Consider the following 17,107-nt stretch of genomic DNA (forward strand, 5'->3'; position numbering starts at 1 on the left):
CATTCATCTGTGCGCCAGCCTGAGGGGAAACGTGCCGCGAGCCACGACCGCCACTCCGGACCAACGCGGACGAGGGGAGCGGCAGTGGATCGAACGGGTGCGATGGTCATCGCGGCAACTCCGGCGCGAGGCTTTCAACCGCCGCGACGGCTGCGCGGAGCTCCTCGTCCTGGGCGTGCAGGTACACGGCGGTGCTCGCCGAGGAGGCATGACCCAGAAGGGTCTGTACGACGTCCGGAGCGACTCCGTTACGGATCCAGCGGGTGGCGGCTGTGTGCCGCATCATGTGCGGTCGGGCGGTCAGACCGCAGCGCCTCCCGATCCGTTCGATTACCTGCTTGGTGTTGGAGTACGAGAGGGGGCGTCCCGCGTGGACGCCGACAAGGTTGACGAAGACGTAGTCACAGTCGGCGGAGCCGGCCACCTGTTCACGCTCGGCGAGATGATCGCGATATCGATGCACCCCTTCCGGCGTGAGCGGAACCATGCGAGGGCGCCCGGCCTTGGCCCGCGCCCCGTTGATGTTGTCCTGCCGGGGCCTGACGTGCAGGTGCGCGCCAATGGTCCGGCAGCCGAGGTGCGTGGAATCGGGGAGAAGATGCATGTCCTCACGCCGCAGTCCGAGGGCTTCGCCGATGCGGAGGCCCGCTTCCACAAGGACGGTCAGTAGCAGCCGGTCACGCGCGGTGCGAGCGGCGTCGAGGACTTGATCCATCTGGGTGCCGGTGAGCGTCTGTGGTGCCCGCTCGATCTCCGAGGCCTTCAGGACGCGGGCTTTGACCATCAGATGCTGGCCGCCCTCGCCGGGATCAAAGCCGGCCGGGGCGTGGGCGAGGAAGCGCGGCTCGCTGAGACGCGCGGCGATTTCGTGATCCACGTGCCCCTGGACGGCGCAGAAGCGGAGGAACTCGCACACGGCAGTGAGCGTGGCGTTGACCGTCTTGCCGGATGGAGGCCGCCCATACCGGGTCGGTGTCCGCTCGACGTGGAACTTGAACAGACTCATGTCCCCAAGCCGGACGGTCTTCCAGGCGGTGCCTCGCTCTGCACACCAATTGAGGAAGCGACCGATTCTGGGGACGTACGCGCGCTGTGTCTGCGGTGACCGCCCGGCTCCGCGCAGATACAGGGAGAACTCGCGGGCCTCGGGATGAGGGGCGTAGGTCCCTTCGTCGACCAGGAGCCAGGTGATCTCGCCGGTGGCGGGTGATACAGCCTTCTCTGTGCGTAACGTCACGGGATCTGCGTCCTGTCTCCAATGTCACTCATGTACCTCATGGCATGACTGATAACGGCGAGGGACAGGAAGGGGTTACGGCTGTGCCTCATGTGCATCGCAGTCAGCAGGGGGGTAGAGATAACCCGCGACGACATACTCAAGCGCGACCTGAGCGGCGTCCGCTTCACGGACGGCCGCTGCAAGGTCGCCTCCGGCACGCTCGCCGACGACCCGTACACGGGCGGCACCGTCTCCTATGTCCGGGGCCGCAGCAAGGTCGACATCGACCACGTCGTCGCACTCTCCGACGCCTGGCAGAAGGGCGCGCAGAAGTGGGACGGGGAGACCAGGCGGCGGTTCGCCAACGACCCGCTCAACCTCCTCGCCGTCGACGCCTCCGCCAACCGCCGCAAGTCCGACGGCGACGCGGCCACCTGGCTGCCGCCGAACAAGGCCTACCGCTGCAGGTACGTGGCCCGTCAGGTCGCGGTGAAGAAGAAGTACGGGGTGTGGGTGACGCGGGGGGAGCGGGACGCGATGAAGCGGGTTCTCGACGGCTGCCCGCAGCAGGAACTCCCGTAGAGCGGGGCCCTGTCGGGAAAACCTCGCCAAACAGACTGGAAAGTCGGTTGGTGTAGGAGCCAGTGATCTCTACTCTGGTCGTATGGACCTCAACATATCGACCCTCGCCGAACGCCCCGAGCTCGAAGGGGCGATGTGGTCCATGAAGGACCTGTGGCCCGAGTTCATGATGTACGACCCGGTGGGCTGGGCCAACATGGGCCGGATCGTCCGGGAGTTCCCGGAGTACGTGCTCGTCGCCACCGACACGAAGGGCGCGGTCGTCGCCCGTGGCTTCAGCGTGCCCTTCCGGCTCGACGCGGAGGGCCGCCGCGAGCTGCCCGCCCGCGGCTGGGACGAGGTCCTCAACTGGGCCTTCTCCGACCTGAGGCACGGCCGGGAGGTCGACACCGTCAGCGCGATCGAGATCACCGTTGACCTCGGCTACCTCGGCAAGGGCATCTCGCACCGGATGCTCGCCGCCATGCGGGCCAACGTCGGCCGGCTCGGCTTCGCCGAACTGGTCGCCCCGGTCCGCCCGAACGGCAAGCACCTGGAGGCCGCGACCTCCATCCACGAGTACGCCTTCCGCACCCGCGAGGCCGACGGCCTGCCGCACGACCCGTGGCTCCGCGTGCACGTGCGCGCGGGCGGCGAGATCGAGGCGGTGGCCGCCGCCTCGATGACCGTCTCCGGCTCCGTCGAGCAGTGGCGCGAGTGGACCGGTCTCCCCTTCGACACGGACGGCCCGGTCGAGGTCGAGGGCGCGCTGGTGCCGGTCCACTGTCAGGTCACGCGCGGCTACGCGGTCTATGTCGAGCCCAACGTCTGGGTGCGCCACCGCATCTGACGCACGCGCGGGGCGGGGCCGCTCCCCAGTGGCGGCCCCGCCCCGCGCGTTCCGTTCCGCCCGGTTCAGTCGGTGACGACGACGTCCTTGGCCGCCGGGACCTTGGCCGCGACGGGCCGCCCGTAGTGGGAGAACGTGATCGTCCCGGGCTCCTCGCCGCCCTTCGTGACGATCTTCAGGATGTACGGGGTCCCTTCCGTGGCCACGTAGACCGTGCTCGTCTCGCCGGCGTCGCCCGGCTCCTTCAGCGCCAGTGCCCGGTGGCCGTCGACGGTGGTCTCGTCGCCCTTCGCGATGCCGGTCGCGCCCTGCTCGAACCCGTCGAGCAGCTCGTCCAGGTCGCAGAGCGCCAGCATCCCGTCGGCGTCGGCCTCCTTCGCGGACGACTTCAGCCAGCGGCCCTTGAGCTCCTTGACCATGGCGTCCTGCGCCTCGGGGCCGTCCTCCTTGACCTGCTCCCGCAGGAAGGCCTCGTCGAAGCGCAGGTAGACGTCCTTGTCGTCGGCCTTGATCAGTTCGGCCGTGTTGGTCGCGCCCATGGTCAGCGTGCCGGCGCACTTCCCCTGGGTGTCGAGCGACAGATAGGCCTTCACCGGTTCGACGGGGGACCGGACGTCGACGTCGACGGTCAGCGACTTCGCCGACTTCGTCGCCGCGAACGCCTTGTCGACGACCTCCGACCCCGTCAGCTCCGCGAAGGGCCCCGTCGGCTCCGGGTCGGCCATGAGGTGGCCGCAGGCGGTGGCGCCGGCCGCGACCGCGGCGCACAGGAGTGCGGCGACGGCGGTACGGGCGGTGCGGTGGGTCCGGGGGCGGGTGAGGGCGCGCATGGGGGTGTCTCCGAGGGGTCGTACGGCGGTGGGGGCCCCTGAGGGCCCCCGGTCCTGGTCGTGCGGGCGGTGCCTGGTCGTGTCCGGTCCGGGCCGGTCAGCCGACCTTCAGCTCCCACTGCGAGGCGTCGTAGGTGAAGCCGGGGTTGACCTCGACGGTCAGGTTCTCGGCGTCCTTGGGGGCGTCGAAGGCGACGGTGATGGTGGCCTTCTTGCCGGGCATGATGGTGCCCTCGAAGCCCGCGCCGATCTTGTCGTCGAAGATCCGCTCGGCGGCGACGCCGTCCTTGCCGGCCGTGGCGCTCAGGGACACCAGGGTGGCGTCGAACTTCTCCTTGCCGCCGTTCTCGATGACGACGGTGACCTTGTAGGCCGTGTTGCCCTTGGTGTGGCCGATCGCGTACTCACCCGGGGTGTACGCCTTCGGGTCCGAGACCGTGACCTTGACGTCGTCGTCGTAGACCGAGGTGTCGCCGTCGGCGAGGCCCGCGCCCTTGTCCTTCTTGCCGGCGTCGCCGGCCGGGGCCTTGGAGGCGGAGTCGGCCGGGGCCTTGGGCGACGCGGACGGGTCCTTCGGCGCCGAGTCCTTGACGGCCTTGTCGATCTCGTCGACCGCGTCGCTGACGGCCGTGACCGTGATGACCAGGCCGACGACCGAGAGGACCAGGGCCGCGAGGCCCAGGATCGCGCCGGTGAGGGCCACTCCCTTGTTGTTCGCCTCGCGGCGCTTCACGCGGCCCCTGGCGACGAGGCCCAGGATCAGGGCGATCAGGCCGAGGATGCCCGCCAGCCAGAAGAAGAGCGGGATGAGACCGGAGAGCGTGCCGATGATGCCGAGGATCAGGGCCGCGGTGCCGAGCCCGTTGCGCATGACCTGCGGAGCGGCAGGCGGGACCTGGGTGTCGTACGACATGGGTGTGTCCTCCCGGACGGTGAAGATGTCTGGCGCGATGGGTCAATCACAGCAGAGGCTGTGAACCGAGTCAACACGGTTCACGAAAAACGAGTCCGCTCACGCTGTGAAGTGGTGCAGCCGACGTTCGTCGTTAGGATTGGTGTCACACAAGGACGAGCAGGACGTACAAGCGGCGAACCAGGGGAGATGGGTCACGTGCCGGAGCGCGCAGCGGACGTAGGCGGCGGAGACACGGGCGGCGCGGAGGTGAGCGGCGCGGAGGTGAGCGGGGCAGAGGTGAGCGGCGCGGAGGTGAGCGGCGCGGAGGTGACCGCCGCCGGCATCGCCCGGCTCGCGGGGGTCGGCCGGGCCGCCGTCAGCAACTGGCGCCGTCGCCACCCCGACTTCCCCAAGCCCGTCGGCGGCACGGAGGCGAGCCCGTCCTTCGCCCTCGCCGACGTCGAGCAGTGGCTCCGCGACCAGGGCAAGCTGGCCGAGGTCCCGCTCCGCGAGCGGGTCTGGCAGCAGATCGCCGGCCACCCCGCGGGCGCCGTCACCGCCCTCGTCCACGCCGGCTGCGCCCTCCTCCTCGTACGGGAGCGGTCCGCGGCCTGGCCCTCCCTCGCCGAACTCCCCGACGAGCGGCTCGTCGAGGTGCTGCCCGTCGCCCTGGAGGAGACGCTCGGCGAGCGCCTCGGCCACGCGCGGCCCGTGCCCACCCCCACCAGTTCCGCGCTCGCGGCCTCCGTCCCCCTCCTGCGCGGCGCCGCCGAGCTCGCGGCCGAGACCGGGGTCCGCCCGGCGTTCGAGTTCCTGCTCGGCCGTCACCTCGACGCCAACCCCCGGCAGTACACGCTGACCCCGTCCGGCCCCGCCGCCCTCATGGCGGCGCTCGCCGTCGGCACGGACACCAGCGTGGGCGAGGGCGCAACCACAGGCGCGGGTACGGGCACGAGTACGGCCACAGGCGCGGGTACGGGCACGAGTACGGCCACAGGCGCAGGCACGGTCGACGAAGCCGGCGGCGCCCCCGTCACCGTCCTCGACCCCGCCTGCGGCACCGGCAGCCTGCTCACCGCGGTCGAGCGGCCCGGCGCGTTCTGCGGCCAGGACGCCGACCCCGACCTCGCCGCGCTCACCGCCCTGCGCCTTGCGCTCGCCACCGACGCCGACATCCGCGTCCGGTCCGGCGACAGCCTGCGCGCCGACGCCTTCCCGTCGCTCGCCGCGGACGCCGTCCTCTGCCATCCGCCGTTCAACGAACGCAACTGGGGTCACGACGAACTGGCCTACGACCCGCGCTTCGAGTACGGCTTCCCGGCCCGCACCGAGTCCGAACTCGCCTGGGTCCAGCACGCCCTGGCCCGCCTCCGCCCCGGCGGCACCGCCGTCCTCCTCATGCCGCCCGCCGCCGCCTCCCGCCGCTCGGGCCGCCGGATCCGCGCCGACCTGCTGCGCCGGGGCGCCCTGCGCGCGGTCGTCGCCCTCCCGGCCGGCGCCGCGCCCCCGTACGGCATCCCGCTGCACCTCTGGGTGCTGCGCCGGCCCGTCCCGGGCGAGCGGTCCCCCGCGGAACTCCTCCTCGTCGACACCGCGTCCGAGCACGCGGGCCCCGCGCGGGACGCCCGCGACCGGATCGACTGGCCGTCCGTCCAGACCGCCGTACTGGAGGCGTGGACGCCCTTCGACCGGGACGGGAGCATCGCAGGGACCCCGGGGGCGAGCCGTTCCGTCCCCGTCATCGAGCTCCTCGACGACGACGTCGACCTCGCGCCCGCCCGCCACCTGCCGCCGCCGGCCGCCGCCGAGGGCGCGGCGCAGCTGGCCGGGGTGCGCGAGCGCCTGACGGAGACCCTGCGCCGGACCAGGGAACTGACCCCGCCGCCCGTGACGGACCCGGCCACCGCCGGCGGCGGACCGGTCGGCCGCCCGACGACCACCGTCGGCGAACTGGCCAGGGCCGGGGCCCTGGCCCTGCGCGCCGGCGGCGTGGGCACGACCCCCGCCGCGTCCCCGGTCGCCGTCCTCACCGACCACGACGTCCTGGCCGCCCAGCCGCCGTCGGGCACGCTCCCCGACGGCCCGCCCGAGGAGCCGGTCCTGCTCGCCGCCGGCGACGTCGTCGTCCCCGTCCTGGGCGGCGGCGCGGCCGTCCGGGTCGTCGACGCCTCGGCGGAGGGCGCCGCGCTCGGCCGCAACCTCCAGCTGCTGCGCCCCGACCCGGCGGCCCTCGACCCCTGGTTCCTGGCCGGGTTCCTCCGGGCCACCGCCAACAACCGGCAGGCCAGCAGCTACGCCTCCACCGCGACCCGGCTCGACGTCCGCCGCCTCCAGCTGCCGCGGCTGCCGCTGGCCGAACAGCGCCGGTTCGGGGCCCGGTTCAGGGCCCTCGCCGAGTTCGAGGAGGAGCTGCGGCAGGCGTCCCGGCTGGGCGACCAGCTCGTGCAGGGCCTTTACGACGGCCTGGCGGACGGCACGGTCGCGCCCTGACCCTCCCCTGAGGGGCCGCTTCTCCCGCTCACTTCGACAACGGTTCCGGGATGACCGGAACCGTTGTCCGCATCGGTGTATACGCTCGTCTCCGCACCCCGATCCGTCCGAGCAGGAGCAGCCGAGATGTACGGCCCCCCGCAGGCCCCGCAGCCGCCGAAGAGCCCCGCCTCCGGCGGCCTGATCGCCCTGCGCGTGCTCTTCGCCGCGCTCCCGCTGCTCAGCTGCGGCTTCCTGGCCTGGGCGCCGCTGCTGCGACTCGCGATCGTCACCCGCCGGACACTGGACTGGGTGCTGTGCGGCCTGGCGTTCGTGGCGGGGGCGGCCCTCTTTGCGTACGCCGCGGCCACCGGCGACGAGGAGGGCAGCACTCTGGAGGCCTTCGTCGGCGTCGGCACGATCACGGTCCTCGCGGCCGGCTCGGTCACGTACTACCTGGTCGCCGAGATCCGCCACTTCGAGCGCCGCCGCACGTCCCCGGAGCAGGGGCCCCCGCCGTACCGGCCGCTCGGCCACGTCTACGGCGCCGACGGCTCGGCCGTCACGGTCCCGAGCCCGCTCGGCAGCCCCAACCCGTACACCTGCGCCCCGCCCGAGCCCCCGGTCCAGACCCCCCAGCCGCCCGCCGCGCCGCGGATCGAGCAGGTCCGCGCCGAGCTCGACGAGCTGAGCGACCTGCTCCGCAAGAACGCACCGGAAGGTGAAGACCGCAGGTGAACGGGCGCGTCATCGGAGGGCGTTACGAGCTCGCCACCGTCATCGGCCAGGGCGGCATGGGCCAGGTCTGGACGGCGTACGACGGGCGGCTCGACCGCCGGGTCGCGGTGAAGCTGCTCCGGCCGGCGACGATGACCGGCCCCGCCACGGCGGCCGAGGAACTGCGGCGCCGGTTCGTCCGCGAGTGCCGGGTCACCGCCCACGTCGACCACCCCGGCCTGGTGACCGTGCACGACGCGGGCAGCGACGGCGACGACCTCTACCTCGTCATGCAGTACGTGGAGGGCGCCGACCTCTCCGACCACCTCGCCGAACACGACCCCTACCCGTGGGAGTGGGCCGTCTGCGTCGCCGCGCAGCTGTGCGCGGTGCTCGCCGCCGTGCACGCGGTGCCGATCGTGCACCGCGACCTCAAGCCGCGGAACGTGATGATCCGCCCCGACGGCTCCGTCACCGTCCTCGACCTCGGCGTCGCCTCCGTCCTCGACACGGACACCACCCGTCTCACCCAGACCGGCTCGCCGATCGGCAGCCCGGCCTACATGGCGCCGGAGCAGGCCATGGGCGGCGCCGTCGGCCCGTCCACCGACCTGTACGCGCTCGGCGTCCTGCTCCACGAACTCCTCAGCGGCGACGTGCCGTTCGCCGGCTCCACCGCGCTCGGCGTCCTGCACCGCCACCTGTACGAGCCCCCCGTGCCGATCCGGCAGATCCGCCCCGAGGTCCCCGAGCCCCTCGAAGCCCTCGTCCTTCGCCTCCTCGCCAAGGACCCGCAGGCCCGCCCGTCCGGCGCCCACGAGGTGTACGAGCACCTGCTCCCGCTCCTCCCCGCGCGCGGCGCCCCCACGGGCCCCATGGACCCCACCCGTCCCTTCCTCCGCCCGCACGCCCCTTGGCCGGCCCGCCCGGCGACCGTGCCGGCACCGCCGACCGTGCCCGTGCCGGTCCTCCCGCCCGTCCCCGTACAGGCGCCGACGCCGCCCCCGACCGCACCTCCGGCCGCACCGGCGGACCCCCGCGCCGACCCCCGTCACGACCCCCGGGTCCCGCTCGGCACCGCCACCGCCCCGCGCACGGACCTCGCCGCCGCCGTGGACGAGGTCAAGCGGCTGCTCGGCGAGGGTTCGCTCACCCAGGCGGTGGACCTCCTCGGCGGCATCCTGCCCGCGGCGGCCGCCGAGCACGGCGAGCGCTCGCCCGTCGTCCACATCCTGCGCAAGCAGTACGCCTCGACGCTGATGGACGACGGCCAGTACCGCCGTGCCCTCCCGGAACTCCGCCGGCTCGCGGAGGACCGCGACGCGGAGGCCGGGCCCGCGGACCCCGGGACCCTCCAGTTCCGGTACGACGCCGCCCTGTGCCTGGAGCAGCTGGGCGAGACGGCCGCCGCGCTCGCGGAGTTCCGCGCCGTCCTCCCGTACTACGAGCACGACCTCGCCCGCGCCTTCGACATCCGCCGCCGCGTCGGCCTGCTCCTCCTGGCGACCGGCGAGCACACGGCCGGCCAGGACCAGCTCCAGCGCCTCCTCTTCGACGCCGAGCGCTCCTACGGCCCCTATCACCCGCTTCCGGTCGACTTGCGCCGTGCCCTCGACCACCAGCGGCAGCTGGGACCCCGCCCCTGACGGTCACCCAGTGGCCCCCTGCCGGTCTCCGCAGGGCCTCCTGACGCCCCGCCAGGATCACGACTCCACAACTGATCGGCAAGTGGATCTTCATGATCCTTTTTGCCTGTTTTGGTGCATGTAACGTTCGCGTCTGATCACGCCAACGTCCCCAAGGAATCCCTCATGACGACGCCGTCCGCGCCCCTCACCCCCGAGCAGCAGCCCGCCGCTCCCGCCCCGGCCAAGAAGGGCAGCGCCATCCTCAAGAAGGTCGGCGGCGTCCTCGTCGCGATCGTCGTCGCCCTCGCCGTCAAGTTCGGCCTGCCCTACGTCACGGGCGACGCCCCGGTCCACGCCAAGGCCGGCGAGTGCGTCACCGTGACCGGTGCCGACAACGACCCCAAGGTCGACACGGCGGACTGCTCCTCCGGCAAGGCCGACCTCTTCAAGGTCGTCAAGGTCTACGACGACACCTTCGACCTCGACAAGTGCGGCCAGGAGCTCTCCGCCCTCGCCCAGCAGCTCGAGTCGGACAAGTTCGTCCTCTGCCTCGAAGAGGTCGTCAAGAAGTAACCCCCGCACTCCCGAGAGGGCCGGAACCGACAGGTTCCGGCCCTCTCGCGTTACCCGGACCGGGCCGCGCTCCACCGGGCCGCGCTCCACCGGGTCGCGCGCGGCCGCGACGCGGTCCGCCCGGACGTCTCTTTAAGCACCCAGGGCAAGTACCAAACCCCACCCCACCTGCTGTAAGAGGACACGCTGAGGGGGCGTCACCCACACGAGCGAACTATCCCAACTCGGCTGGATTTCGGGGTGGTTGCCTGGCATATGCTCGCGGCGACTTGAACGGGAAATAGTTCGGCCCCCGCCCGGGACTCGCAATCCCGACGAGGGCCTGACCAACGAGGAAGCAGGAACTTCCCCATGGGTAAGCACAACCTTAGCGCGGCCACGCCCCGCGCGGGCGTCATCCACGCCAACGTCGCCCACACCGCGCACTACACGGTCGTCGGCAACCACCTCGCGCAGCACGAGCACCTCTCGCTCACCGCGATCGGCCTCGCCACCCACATCCAGTCCCTCCCCGCCGGCTCCCCCATCGGCATCAAGCACCTCGCCGACCGCTTCCCCGAGGGCGAGGTCCGCATCGCCTCCGCCCTCCGCGAGCTGGAGTCCCACGGCTACCTCCACCGCCTCCGCGAGCGCCTCCCGAGCGGCCGGATCGTGACGCGGACGATCTCCTGCAACAGGCCGGGGGCGGGAGGGGACTTGAGGGCAGGGCAGGATCAGGGACAGGGCGCGGCCCCGCAGGTGGTGCAGGGCGAGGCCCGGCGCGGGACGCAGGGTGCGGTCCCGCGCGCGGTGCGAGGCCCGATCCCGTACTTGGCGCAGGGTTCGGTGCCGTCCCTGGCCCAAGACCCGGCGGACCGAACCCCCGCCGCTGCCCCATTCGCTGCCGAGGACCCCGCTGCCTCCGTCGTCCCGGACGCGGCCGACGCCCCCGCCGTCCCGTTCGCGGCCGCCGCCCCCGCCGTCCCGTTCGCGGCCGACGCCCCGTCCGTGCAGCCCGTACGCCGAGAGGCGGACCGGCTCCCGGAAGGCCCGGCCGCCGAGTTGCTGCTCGACCTGCGTCGCCATGACCCCCGCATGCTGCTCTCCGCACGGGACGTCCGGTACCTGGCCCCCGCCGTCGACGAGTGGTTCGCGCGGGGCGTGACGCCGGACGCCGTCCGCCGCACCCTCCTCGCCGAGCTTCCCGACCCCCTCAGGCACCCGGCGGGCATCCTCTCCCACCGCCTCGCCCACCTGCTCCCGCCGCCCCTCCCCACACCGGCCCCGGCTCAGGGCACGCGCCCGATCCAGCTCTGCGTCACCTGCGAGAACGTCGCCTTCCGTGCCTGGGAGCCCGGTCAGTGCCCGGACTGCCGCGCGGACGCGGAAGCGGACGCGGCGGCGGTCAGGGAAGCGGGGGACAGCGTCGCCGCGTGACGTCCCGGAATGCCCTGAGCTGATGCCTCAGGCGCCGAGCCGCCCGCCCTTGACTCCGGCGACGAAGGAGGACCAGGCGGCGGGCCCGAAGACGAGCGCGGGGCCGGCGGGGGTCTTGCTGTCGCGGACGGGGACGACGGGGAGGTGGTCGGCGACCTCGACGCACTGGCCGCCGTCCTCGTTGCTGTGGGAGCTCTTGCGCCAGGTGAAGGTGCTCAGATCGACGGCTCGCACGATGCTTCCTCCAACGTCCTCAGGATGAACTTCCGTGAATCCGCCGGGGAAAGGGCCAGATCACGGACGAGATCGTATCGGTGCTGAAGTCGATCGACGGCGGCCGTTTCCTCGACGAACTCGCCGGAGTAGGAGGTCTCGATCCATGCCACCGTTCGGCCGTCCGTCGGCTTCAGGAACATCACATCAGTGTTTGCGAGGCCGTACAGCCCGGCCGCGTGGGGGACCACTTGAACGGCGACGTTTCGGCGGTCACTGATGGTCAGTAGCCACTCCAGTTGCTTCTGCCACTGCGCTCGCACCGGCAGCGGAGTGCGGAGCACCGTCTCAGAGAGGATCGTGCGGAACACGGGAGCGTTCTCCCCTTCCAGCAGGGCTCGTCGTCCGGAGCGTGCCTCGACCTGCCGGGTCAGTTCGTCGCCTTCGAAGCCGCCGCCCCATCCCATCAGGGTGCGCGCGTACGCGTCGGTCTGGAGGAGGCCTGGCAACAAGTAGGGCGCGAAGTGCCACAGGCTGATCGCCTCCGCCTCCAGCGTCATGTACCGCCGGTACCGCTCCTTGAACTGCGTCGGGTCCCCCACCGCCAGCTCCCACAGCGCCAGCAGCATCGTCGCCGTCCCGTAGTACTGGTCCAGTGCCTGGACCACCTCCGGTCCGCCGACCGTCTCGCCCTTCTCCATCTTGGAGAACAGAGACCAGTCCCACCCCAGCGCCTCGCCGAGCTTCCGGAGGCTGAGGCCCCGGTCGGTGCGGAGGAGTTTCAGCTCTTCCGCGAACCTCTTCCTGGGCTCCTGGCTGCGGCCCGTCACCACGCGTCTCGTCGGCATCGCGCGTACTCCCTTGTGGAAGATGTGGAACTACCCGCGCGACCTGGGGAAGTACGGTCCGCCACCGCTCCGGGTTCCCTGTGCCCCGGTCCATTCTCGTAGTGCCGGGATCACAGAGGGTAGTCCACGGAGGGGAGCGGAATCCATGGAACGCGGGGCTTGGGTCTACGACCAAGTGGCGGGTGTGGTCGGTGAGTTCAAGGGAGACGTGGGGCCCTATGTGATGCTGCGGCCGGTCGGGGGCGGCCGTGAGTGGCAGGCTGACCCGGCCGACGTGCGGCCGGCCACGCCGGCCGAGCGGCTGAGCGCCGGGGTGCGCGCCGCCAATGACAGAGCTCGCGTCGGCTGCTCCCCGCAGACGGCGCCGGACCTGAGCCGTCCGCCGGAGCCCGTGGAGCACTGTGTGGCGTGTGCGCTGCTGGTGCGGGAGCGGGCCGAGGCTCGGCGCCGGTTCGACCACAGTGCGGTGACGGATGCCAACGTGCTGCTCAGGCGGCACTTGTGGCAGGACCACCGCTGAAGGGCGTCCCGAGAAGGCCCGGAAGCGTCACGATCGCGTGGCCGGTGCGTGCCTGACTGACGGCTACGGAGCAGCTCGCTAGGGGATCAGGGCCGCCACTCCGTCCAGGATCCGCTCCAGGCCGAAGTCCAGCGGGTCCCCGCCCCGTGGTGCGAAGGCGCCCTCCGCGATGGCCGACGTGAGTGCGGGGAAGCGGTCCGCGTGGCGCTCCAGGACGTCGGCTGTGAGTCGTGCCCACTCTGCGTTCGCCGCCTCGTCGTGGTCCACGTGCTGCTGGGCGATGTTGCGGACATGGCCTACGAGCAGCAGGAACGTGTCGTGCTGCTGGGCGGCCGACAGGCCGGTGCCGGCCATCGCGGCCAATGCCGTCTCCAGCCAACCGAGTTGATGGGGGCCCATGATCTGACGGCGCATGCCGGTGGCCGCAAGGATCCACGGGTGGCGGCTGTACGTGGCCGAGCACTGCCGGGCCCACTCGGTCAGCTGTGGGCGCCAGCCGCCGGGGATGCCCGCGATAGGGGTCGGGGGGCCGATCGCGAGGTCGACCATCAGGTCGAGGAGTTCCGCCTTGCCGGGAACGTACCGGTAGAGCGCCATCGCGGTGACGCCGAACTCCTTGGCGACCCGCGCCAGTGAGACCGCGTCCAGGCCTTCCTCGTCGGCGATGCCCATGGCCGCCTCGGCGATCCGGCCCGCGGTGAGCGAGGGCTTCGGGCCCCGGCTCGGCGGCTCCTGCTCGCCCCAGAGCAGCGCGAAGCTCGCCTTCGCGCCGGGCTGCTTCTCGGTCGGCTTGGTCGACTCCCGCCCGTTCGCCGGCCCGGGCTTCTTCGCGGCCATCCTCGTCTCCCTCGCGTCGCCTGTTGACGACCAACCCTAACTGTTTATAGCGTATAGCCAACTGCTTACGTCATATACAGTTTCGAGGAGTAGTCGTGATCGCCACCATCGTCGCCACCTCTGCCGCCGCACTCCTCGCGGCGCCCACGGCCGGGCTCCTCGGCCACCGGGCCCTGAGGCGCTCCCGCAACGCCTCCCTGATGAAGATCGGCACCCCGAACGGCATCGACGAGCAGGGCTTCGTCCCCATCGGTGGCATCGACCAGTGGATCTCGGTCCGAGGCGAGGACCTGGCCAACCCGGTCGTCCTGGAGCTGCACGGCGGCCCCGGAGCCTCGACCGCGATCTTCGGGCCGCGCACCAGGTCTTGGGAGAAGCACTTCACGATCGTCCGCTGGGACATGCGCGGCTCCCTCAAGACCTTCGGCCGCGGCGGCCCTGAGGGGCAGGGCGAGATGACCTTCGACCGGATCTACGCGGACGCGATCGAGGTCACCGACCACATACGCACCCGCCTGGGCGTCGACAAGGTCGTCCTGCTCGGCCACTCCTACGGCAGCGCCTTCGGCCTGCGACTCGCCCGCGAGTTCCCCGAGCGCTACTCCGCCTACGTCGGCACCGACCAGAACATCCACGACGCCGGCCGCGACGACTCCGTGCACCGGGCCCTGCTCGGCCGGCTGCGTACGACCGGAAAACTCAAGGAACTGGCGGCAGTCGAGGCGCTCGACCCCGATGGGCACCAGTGGACCGCCCGCGAGCGCGCGATGCACGCCAAGCTGCTGGCCACCAGCGACCCGCTGACCCTGGACACGATGAAGAAGGTCGTCATGGGGTCCCTGTGGCTCTCGCCGCTGCACTCGCTGCGCGAGCTGGGGAGCTTCCTCAAGGGCATGACTTTCTCGGAGCGGATCACCGCGGGCACGTCCGGGTTCGACGACTGGGCGGACGGCACGGAGTTCGAGATCCCGTTCTTCCTCTTCCAAGGCGAGAAGGACGTCCTTACGTCGCCGGAGCTCGCCCGTCGCTTCTTCGACGACGTCCAGGCGCCCACCAAGGGCTTCGCGCTGATCGAGGACTGCAGCCATTTCGCGGCGTTCCGGCGGCCGGAACGCTTCCTGGGGCTGCTGCTGGCGCATGTGCGGCCGGTGATCGCCGGCAGGTCGGATGCTGCGGCGGGCATCTAATTCGGAGGAACGGGTGGGTGGGGGCGTGTCAGTGTCGGGGCATGTCCAATGACGTTGCGTATCCGGTATTTCGTAGTGCCGACCGTGGGGAAGCCCTGCGGGTGGCCAGGCAGTTCGTGGAGTACGGCCAGGAGTCGTTCAGTGAGGTGAGGGTGGAGGCCGAGGTGCACACCGTGGACGAGCTGAAACGGCTGGGCGGGGAGCTGCCGGAGGCGTGGGTGATGTGCTGGGACGACAGGAGGGCGCCGGACGTGCCGCCGCCGGGGCTGCCGGACCTGACGCATCCGATCCGGGCCCGGGAGCTGCCCGAGGACCTGAGGGGTGCGGAAGCGTATCTGCCGCTGAGCCTGGAGATCGAGGAGGAGCCCGTCGGCAGCCTTGAGGACGGCTTCGTGGCGGCGGTCGGTGCGTCGCCGGGTGCGGTCAACTGGGAGAGCCTCGAGTGGCCGGAGGTGCCGGAGCGGGACTTCTGCGGGGAGTTCAAGCACGCCGAGGTCACGCTCGTCCTGAACAGCGACTCGCGTGAACTCGACGTGCCGGCCGACACGCACCTGGTCCTCGTGCACGTCCGCCGCCGCAATGGGGACGGTTACGAGGAGGAGCGGGTCCAGTGGCTGGCCGAGCGGTTCGGCCACGGGGTCATCGGCCCGCCGCAGCACGTGTGAAGGGCGTCAGGCCGACCGGGGGTCGCGCTTCATGGCCCACAGGGTCGGGCCGCCGCCCGGGAGGGCGAACTCGTCGACGACGGTGAAGCCGAAGTGCTCGTAGACCGGGAGGTTGTCGGGCTTGGAGGACTCCAGGTAGACGGGCATGCCCGCCGCGTCGGCCTTGGCGAGGCCGGAGCGGAGGAGGGCGGAGCCGTGGCCCTGGCCGCGGGCGGCGGGGTCGGCGCCGATGACGGCGAGGTACCAGTGGGGTTCGGTGGGGCCGTGTTCCGCGGCGGCCATGACGGCCTCGCGGAAGACGGGGGCGCGGTCGCCGAGGATGGCGACGAGTTCCCGGATGGTCTCGTCGTCGGGGACGGCCTTGTCGGCGCCTTCGGGCGAGACCCAGAAGGCGGCGGCCGACTCGGTTCGCTCGCAGACGCCGTGGAGGCCGTACTGGCGGGTGAAGAGGGTGGTGAAGTAGCGGCCGAGGCTCGACTCGCGGGTGGCGGCGTCGGGGAAGAACCACTGCATCATCGGGTCGTCGCCGAAGGCGGAGGCCAGGGTCTGGCCGACCATGCGAGCGTCGTCGATCGTGGCCGTCTTCGGTGTGTTTGCTATGGGCATACGGGTCATTCTGCACCCGTGATGATCTTGGTCGGGGCGGGGGGTGGACCTCCGCGTTCCGGGCCTGGTCAGGCGGCCTGGGGTCGGGCGCGGAGCAGGCGTACGGCCGCCGTGGCCGGAAGGGCGACGGCCAGGGCGAGGATGACGAGCAGTTCCGTCGGGCCGAGGCGGGCCGCCAGGAGGAACGCGCCGAGGAGGGCCACGACCGGCGTCGCGAGGGCGAGCGCGGTCGCCAGGACCTTGGTGCGCCGGTCCCACACGGCGGACGTCCACAGCAGGCCGAGGCCGACGGCGAGGGCGACCAGGCCGGCGAAGTCGAAGGAGAGGATGGCGACCCCGCTGACGCCGAGCAGAACGGCGGTGGCGACGGTCCGCGACGACCGGGACTGCGCCTCGGGTGCGGCGGGGACGGCGGGCGCGGCGGGCGTCACGAGGGTCTCGGGCTCCTCCGCGCGGGCGGCGGCGACGATGGCGGAGGGGCTGCCGAGCCGTTCGAGGGCGGCGCGGACGGTCTCGGGGTCGGGCTCGTCGCCGACGGCGACGGCGAGGTGTTCGCGCAGGTCGGCGAGGAGTTCCTCGCGGCGCCCCGCGGGCAGGAAGGACGCCTCGCGCTCGATCGTGGTCAGGTAGTCGGTCACGAGGGGGTGTTCGGTGCGGGTCATGCGGAGCCTCCGTGGGGTGCGGTCAGGAAGTGGTCGACGCCGTCGCGGAAGCGCGGCCAGCTCTCGGCGAACTCGGTGAGCGCGGTCCTGCCGGGCGCGGTGAGGGTGTAGTAGCGGCGGGCGGGGCCGGTGGCGGACTCGCGCAGCTCGGTGTCGACGAGTCCGTCGCGGCGCAGCCGGGACAGCAGGGGGTAGATCGTCCCCTGGCTGGTGGTCATGACGCTGACGGCGGCCAGTTCGTCGAGGATCTCGACCCCGTAGCGCGGGCCGTCGCGCAACAGGGCGAGTACGCAGTACTCCAGTACGCCCTTGCGCAGCTGACTGGCGACCTTCCCGGTCGCCTCGTTTCTTGCTTCGCCAGGAACCATGTAATGCAAGATACCCCCGACGGTGCCGCCGATCAACGGAGAA

18 protein-coding genes and 1 pseudogene are annotated in these 17,107 nt (G+C 71.9%); 10 read left to right on the forward strand and 9 right to left on the reverse strand.

Annotated elements, in window-relative coordinates; translation table 11 throughout:
* Positions 1-106: 106 nt before the first annotated feature.
* Entirely contained in the window at positions 107-1,237 is a 1,131-nt protein-coding gene (locus OO54_RS08315; RefSeq protein WP_051786788.1) for a tyrosine-type recombinase/integrase, read from the reverse strand.
* Positions 1,238-1,360: 123 nt separating this feature from the next.
* Between OO54_RS08315 and OO54_RS08320 the strand changes: the two are divergent.
* Together OO54_RS08320 and OO54_RS08325 are read left to right on the forward strand one after the other, a co-directional pair.
* Positions 1,361-1,801, forward strand: a pseudogene (locus OO54_RS08320) (HNH endonuclease family protein); the annotation flags it as partial.
* 82 nt (positions 1,802-1,883) lie between these two features.
* Positions 1,884-2,630, forward strand: a complete 747-nt coding sequence (locus OO54_RS08325) for a hypothetical protein (protein ID WP_033202176.1) — start codon at positions 1,884-1,886, stop codon at positions 2,628-2,630.
* Positions 2,631-2,695: 65 nt separating this feature from the next.
* Here the strand turns inward: OO54_RS08325 and OO54_RS08330 are convergent, their stop codons facing one another.
* Both OO54_RS08330 and OO54_RS08335 read right to left on the reverse strand, forming a co-directional pair.
* On the reverse strand, positions 2,696-3,460 hold the full coding sequence (locus tag OO54_RS08330) for a hypothetical protein (RefSeq protein WP_033202177.1): 765 nt from the start codon (positions 3,458-3,460) through the stop codon (positions 2,696-2,698).
* A gap of 97 nt (positions 3,461-3,557) precedes the next feature.
* Entirely contained in the window at positions 3,558-4,373 is an 816-nt protein-coding gene (locus tag OO54_RS08335) for a DUF4190 domain-containing protein (RefSeq protein ID WP_033202178.1), read from the reverse strand.
* Positions 4,374-4,682: 309 nt separating this feature from the next.
* Between OO54_RS08335 and OO54_RS08340 the strand changes: the two genes are divergently transcribed.
* The 5 genes from OO54_RS08340 (at position 4,683) to OO54_RS08360 (ending at position 11,158) form a co-directional block, all read left to right on the forward strand.
* Positions 4,683-6,845 carry an N-6 DNA methylase gene (locus tag OO54_RS08340; protein ID WP_037944335.1) on the forward strand — a complete coding sequence of 721 codons (2,163 nt, stop codon included), beginning with the start codon at positions 4,683-4,685 and terminating at the stop codon, positions 6,843-6,845.
* 126 nt (positions 6,846-6,971) lie between these two features.
* Entirely contained in the window at positions 6,972-7,562 is a 591-nt protein-coding gene (locus OO54_RS08345) for a hypothetical protein (RefSeq protein ID WP_033202179.1), read from the forward strand.
* Complete coding sequence (locus OO54_RS08350; RefSeq protein WP_033202180.1) at positions 7,559-9,187, forward strand: serine/threonine-protein kinase; 1,629 nt, start codon at positions 7,559-7,561, stop codon at positions 9,185-9,187. The genes OO54_RS08345 and OO54_RS08350 overlap by 4 nt, the downstream gene beginning before the upstream one ends.
* A 165-nt stretch (positions 9,188-9,352) precedes the next feature.
* On the forward strand, positions 9,353-9,742 hold the full coding sequence (locus OO54_RS08355; protein ID WP_033202181.1) for an LppU/SCO3897 family protein: 390 nt from the start codon (positions 9,353-9,355) through the stop codon (positions 9,740-9,742).
* 351 nt (positions 9,743-10,093) lie between these two features.
* The gene (locus OO54_RS08360; RefSeq protein WP_051786789.1) at positions 10,094-11,158 is read left to right on the forward strand and encodes a DNA-binding protein; all 1,065 of its coding nucleotides are present in this window, start codon (positions 10,094-10,096) and stop codon (positions 11,156-11,158) included.
* Between the two features lie 27 nt (positions 11,159-11,185).
* Here OO54_RS08360 and OO54_RS08365 read toward each other — a convergent pair whose 3' ends face one another.
* Together OO54_RS08365 and OO54_RS08370 are read right to left on the reverse strand one after the other, a co-directional pair.
* Positions 11,186-11,392 (reverse strand): DUF397 domain-containing protein, encoded by a 207-nt coding sequence (locus OO54_RS08365; protein WP_033202182.1) that lies wholly within the window; start codon positions 11,390-11,392, stop codon positions 11,186-11,188.
* A complete protein-coding gene (locus OO54_RS08370) occupies positions 11,374-12,219 on the reverse strand; it encodes a helix-turn-helix domain-containing protein (RefSeq protein WP_033202183.1) in 846 nt (281 codons plus the stop codon). The genes OO54_RS08365 and OO54_RS08370 overlap by 19 nt, the downstream gene beginning before the upstream one ends.
* Positions 12,220-12,364: 145 nt before the next feature.
* On the opposite strand from OO54_RS08370, the gene OO54_RS08375 reads away from it, so the two are divergent.
* Positions 12,365-12,739, forward strand: coding sequence for a hypothetical protein (locus OO54_RS08375; RefSeq protein WP_033202184.1), 375 nt, complete (start codon positions 12,365-12,367; stop codon positions 12,737-12,739).
* A gap of 78 nt (positions 12,740-12,817) precedes the next feature.
* On the opposite strand, the gene OO54_RS08380 is transcribed toward OO54_RS08375, so the two are convergent.
* Positions 12,818-13,576, reverse strand: coding sequence for a TetR/AcrR family transcriptional regulator (locus OO54_RS08380; protein ID WP_078905100.1), 759 nt, complete (start codon positions 13,574-13,576; stop codon positions 12,818-12,820).
* 95 nt (positions 13,577-13,671) lie between these two features.
* Here OO54_RS08380 and OO54_RS08385 point away from each other — a divergent pair, with 95 nt between their 5' ends.
* Together OO54_RS08385 and OO54_RS08390 are read left to right on the forward strand one after the other, a co-directional pair.
* Positions 13,672-14,763 carry an alpha/beta fold hydrolase gene (locus OO54_RS08385; RefSeq protein WP_033202185.1) on the forward strand — a complete coding sequence of 364 codons (1,092 nt, stop codon included), beginning with the start codon at positions 13,672-13,674 and terminating at the stop codon, positions 14,761-14,763.
* Between the two features lie 41 nt (positions 14,764-14,804).
* Positions 14,805-15,428 (forward strand): hypothetical protein, encoded by a 624-nt coding sequence (locus tag OO54_RS08390; protein ID WP_157856439.1) that lies wholly within the window; start codon positions 14,805-14,807, stop codon positions 15,426-15,428.
* A 6-nt stretch (positions 15,429-15,434) separates the two neighbouring features.
* Here the strand turns inward: OO54_RS08390 and OO54_RS08395 are convergent, their stop codons facing one another.
* The 3 genes from OO54_RS08395 to OO54_RS08405 are packed head-to-tail and all read right to left on the reverse strand — an operon-like array spanning position 15,435 to position 17,064.
* A complete protein-coding gene (locus OO54_RS08395) occupies positions 15,435-16,043 on the reverse strand; it encodes a GNAT family N-acetyltransferase (protein WP_033202187.1) in 609 nt (202 codons plus the stop codon).
* Between the two features lie 59 nt (positions 16,044-16,102).
* Entirely contained in the window at positions 16,103-16,696 is a 594-nt protein-coding gene (locus OO54_RS42305; RefSeq protein WP_051786790.1) for an HAAS signaling domain-containing protein, read from the reverse strand.
* Entirely contained in the window at positions 16,693-17,064 is a 372-nt protein-coding gene (locus tag OO54_RS08405) for a PadR family transcriptional regulator (RefSeq protein WP_017241188.1), read from the reverse strand. Before OO54_RS08405 ends, OO54_RS42305 begins: the two co-directional genes overlap by 4 nt.
* Positions 17,065-17,107: the final 43 nt, after the last annotated feature.

It is taken from the genome of Streptomyces wedmorensis (assembly GCF_000716445.1).
GTDB lineage: Bacteria > Actinomycetota > Actinomycetes > Streptomycetales > Streptomycetaceae > Streptomyces > Streptomyces wedmorensis.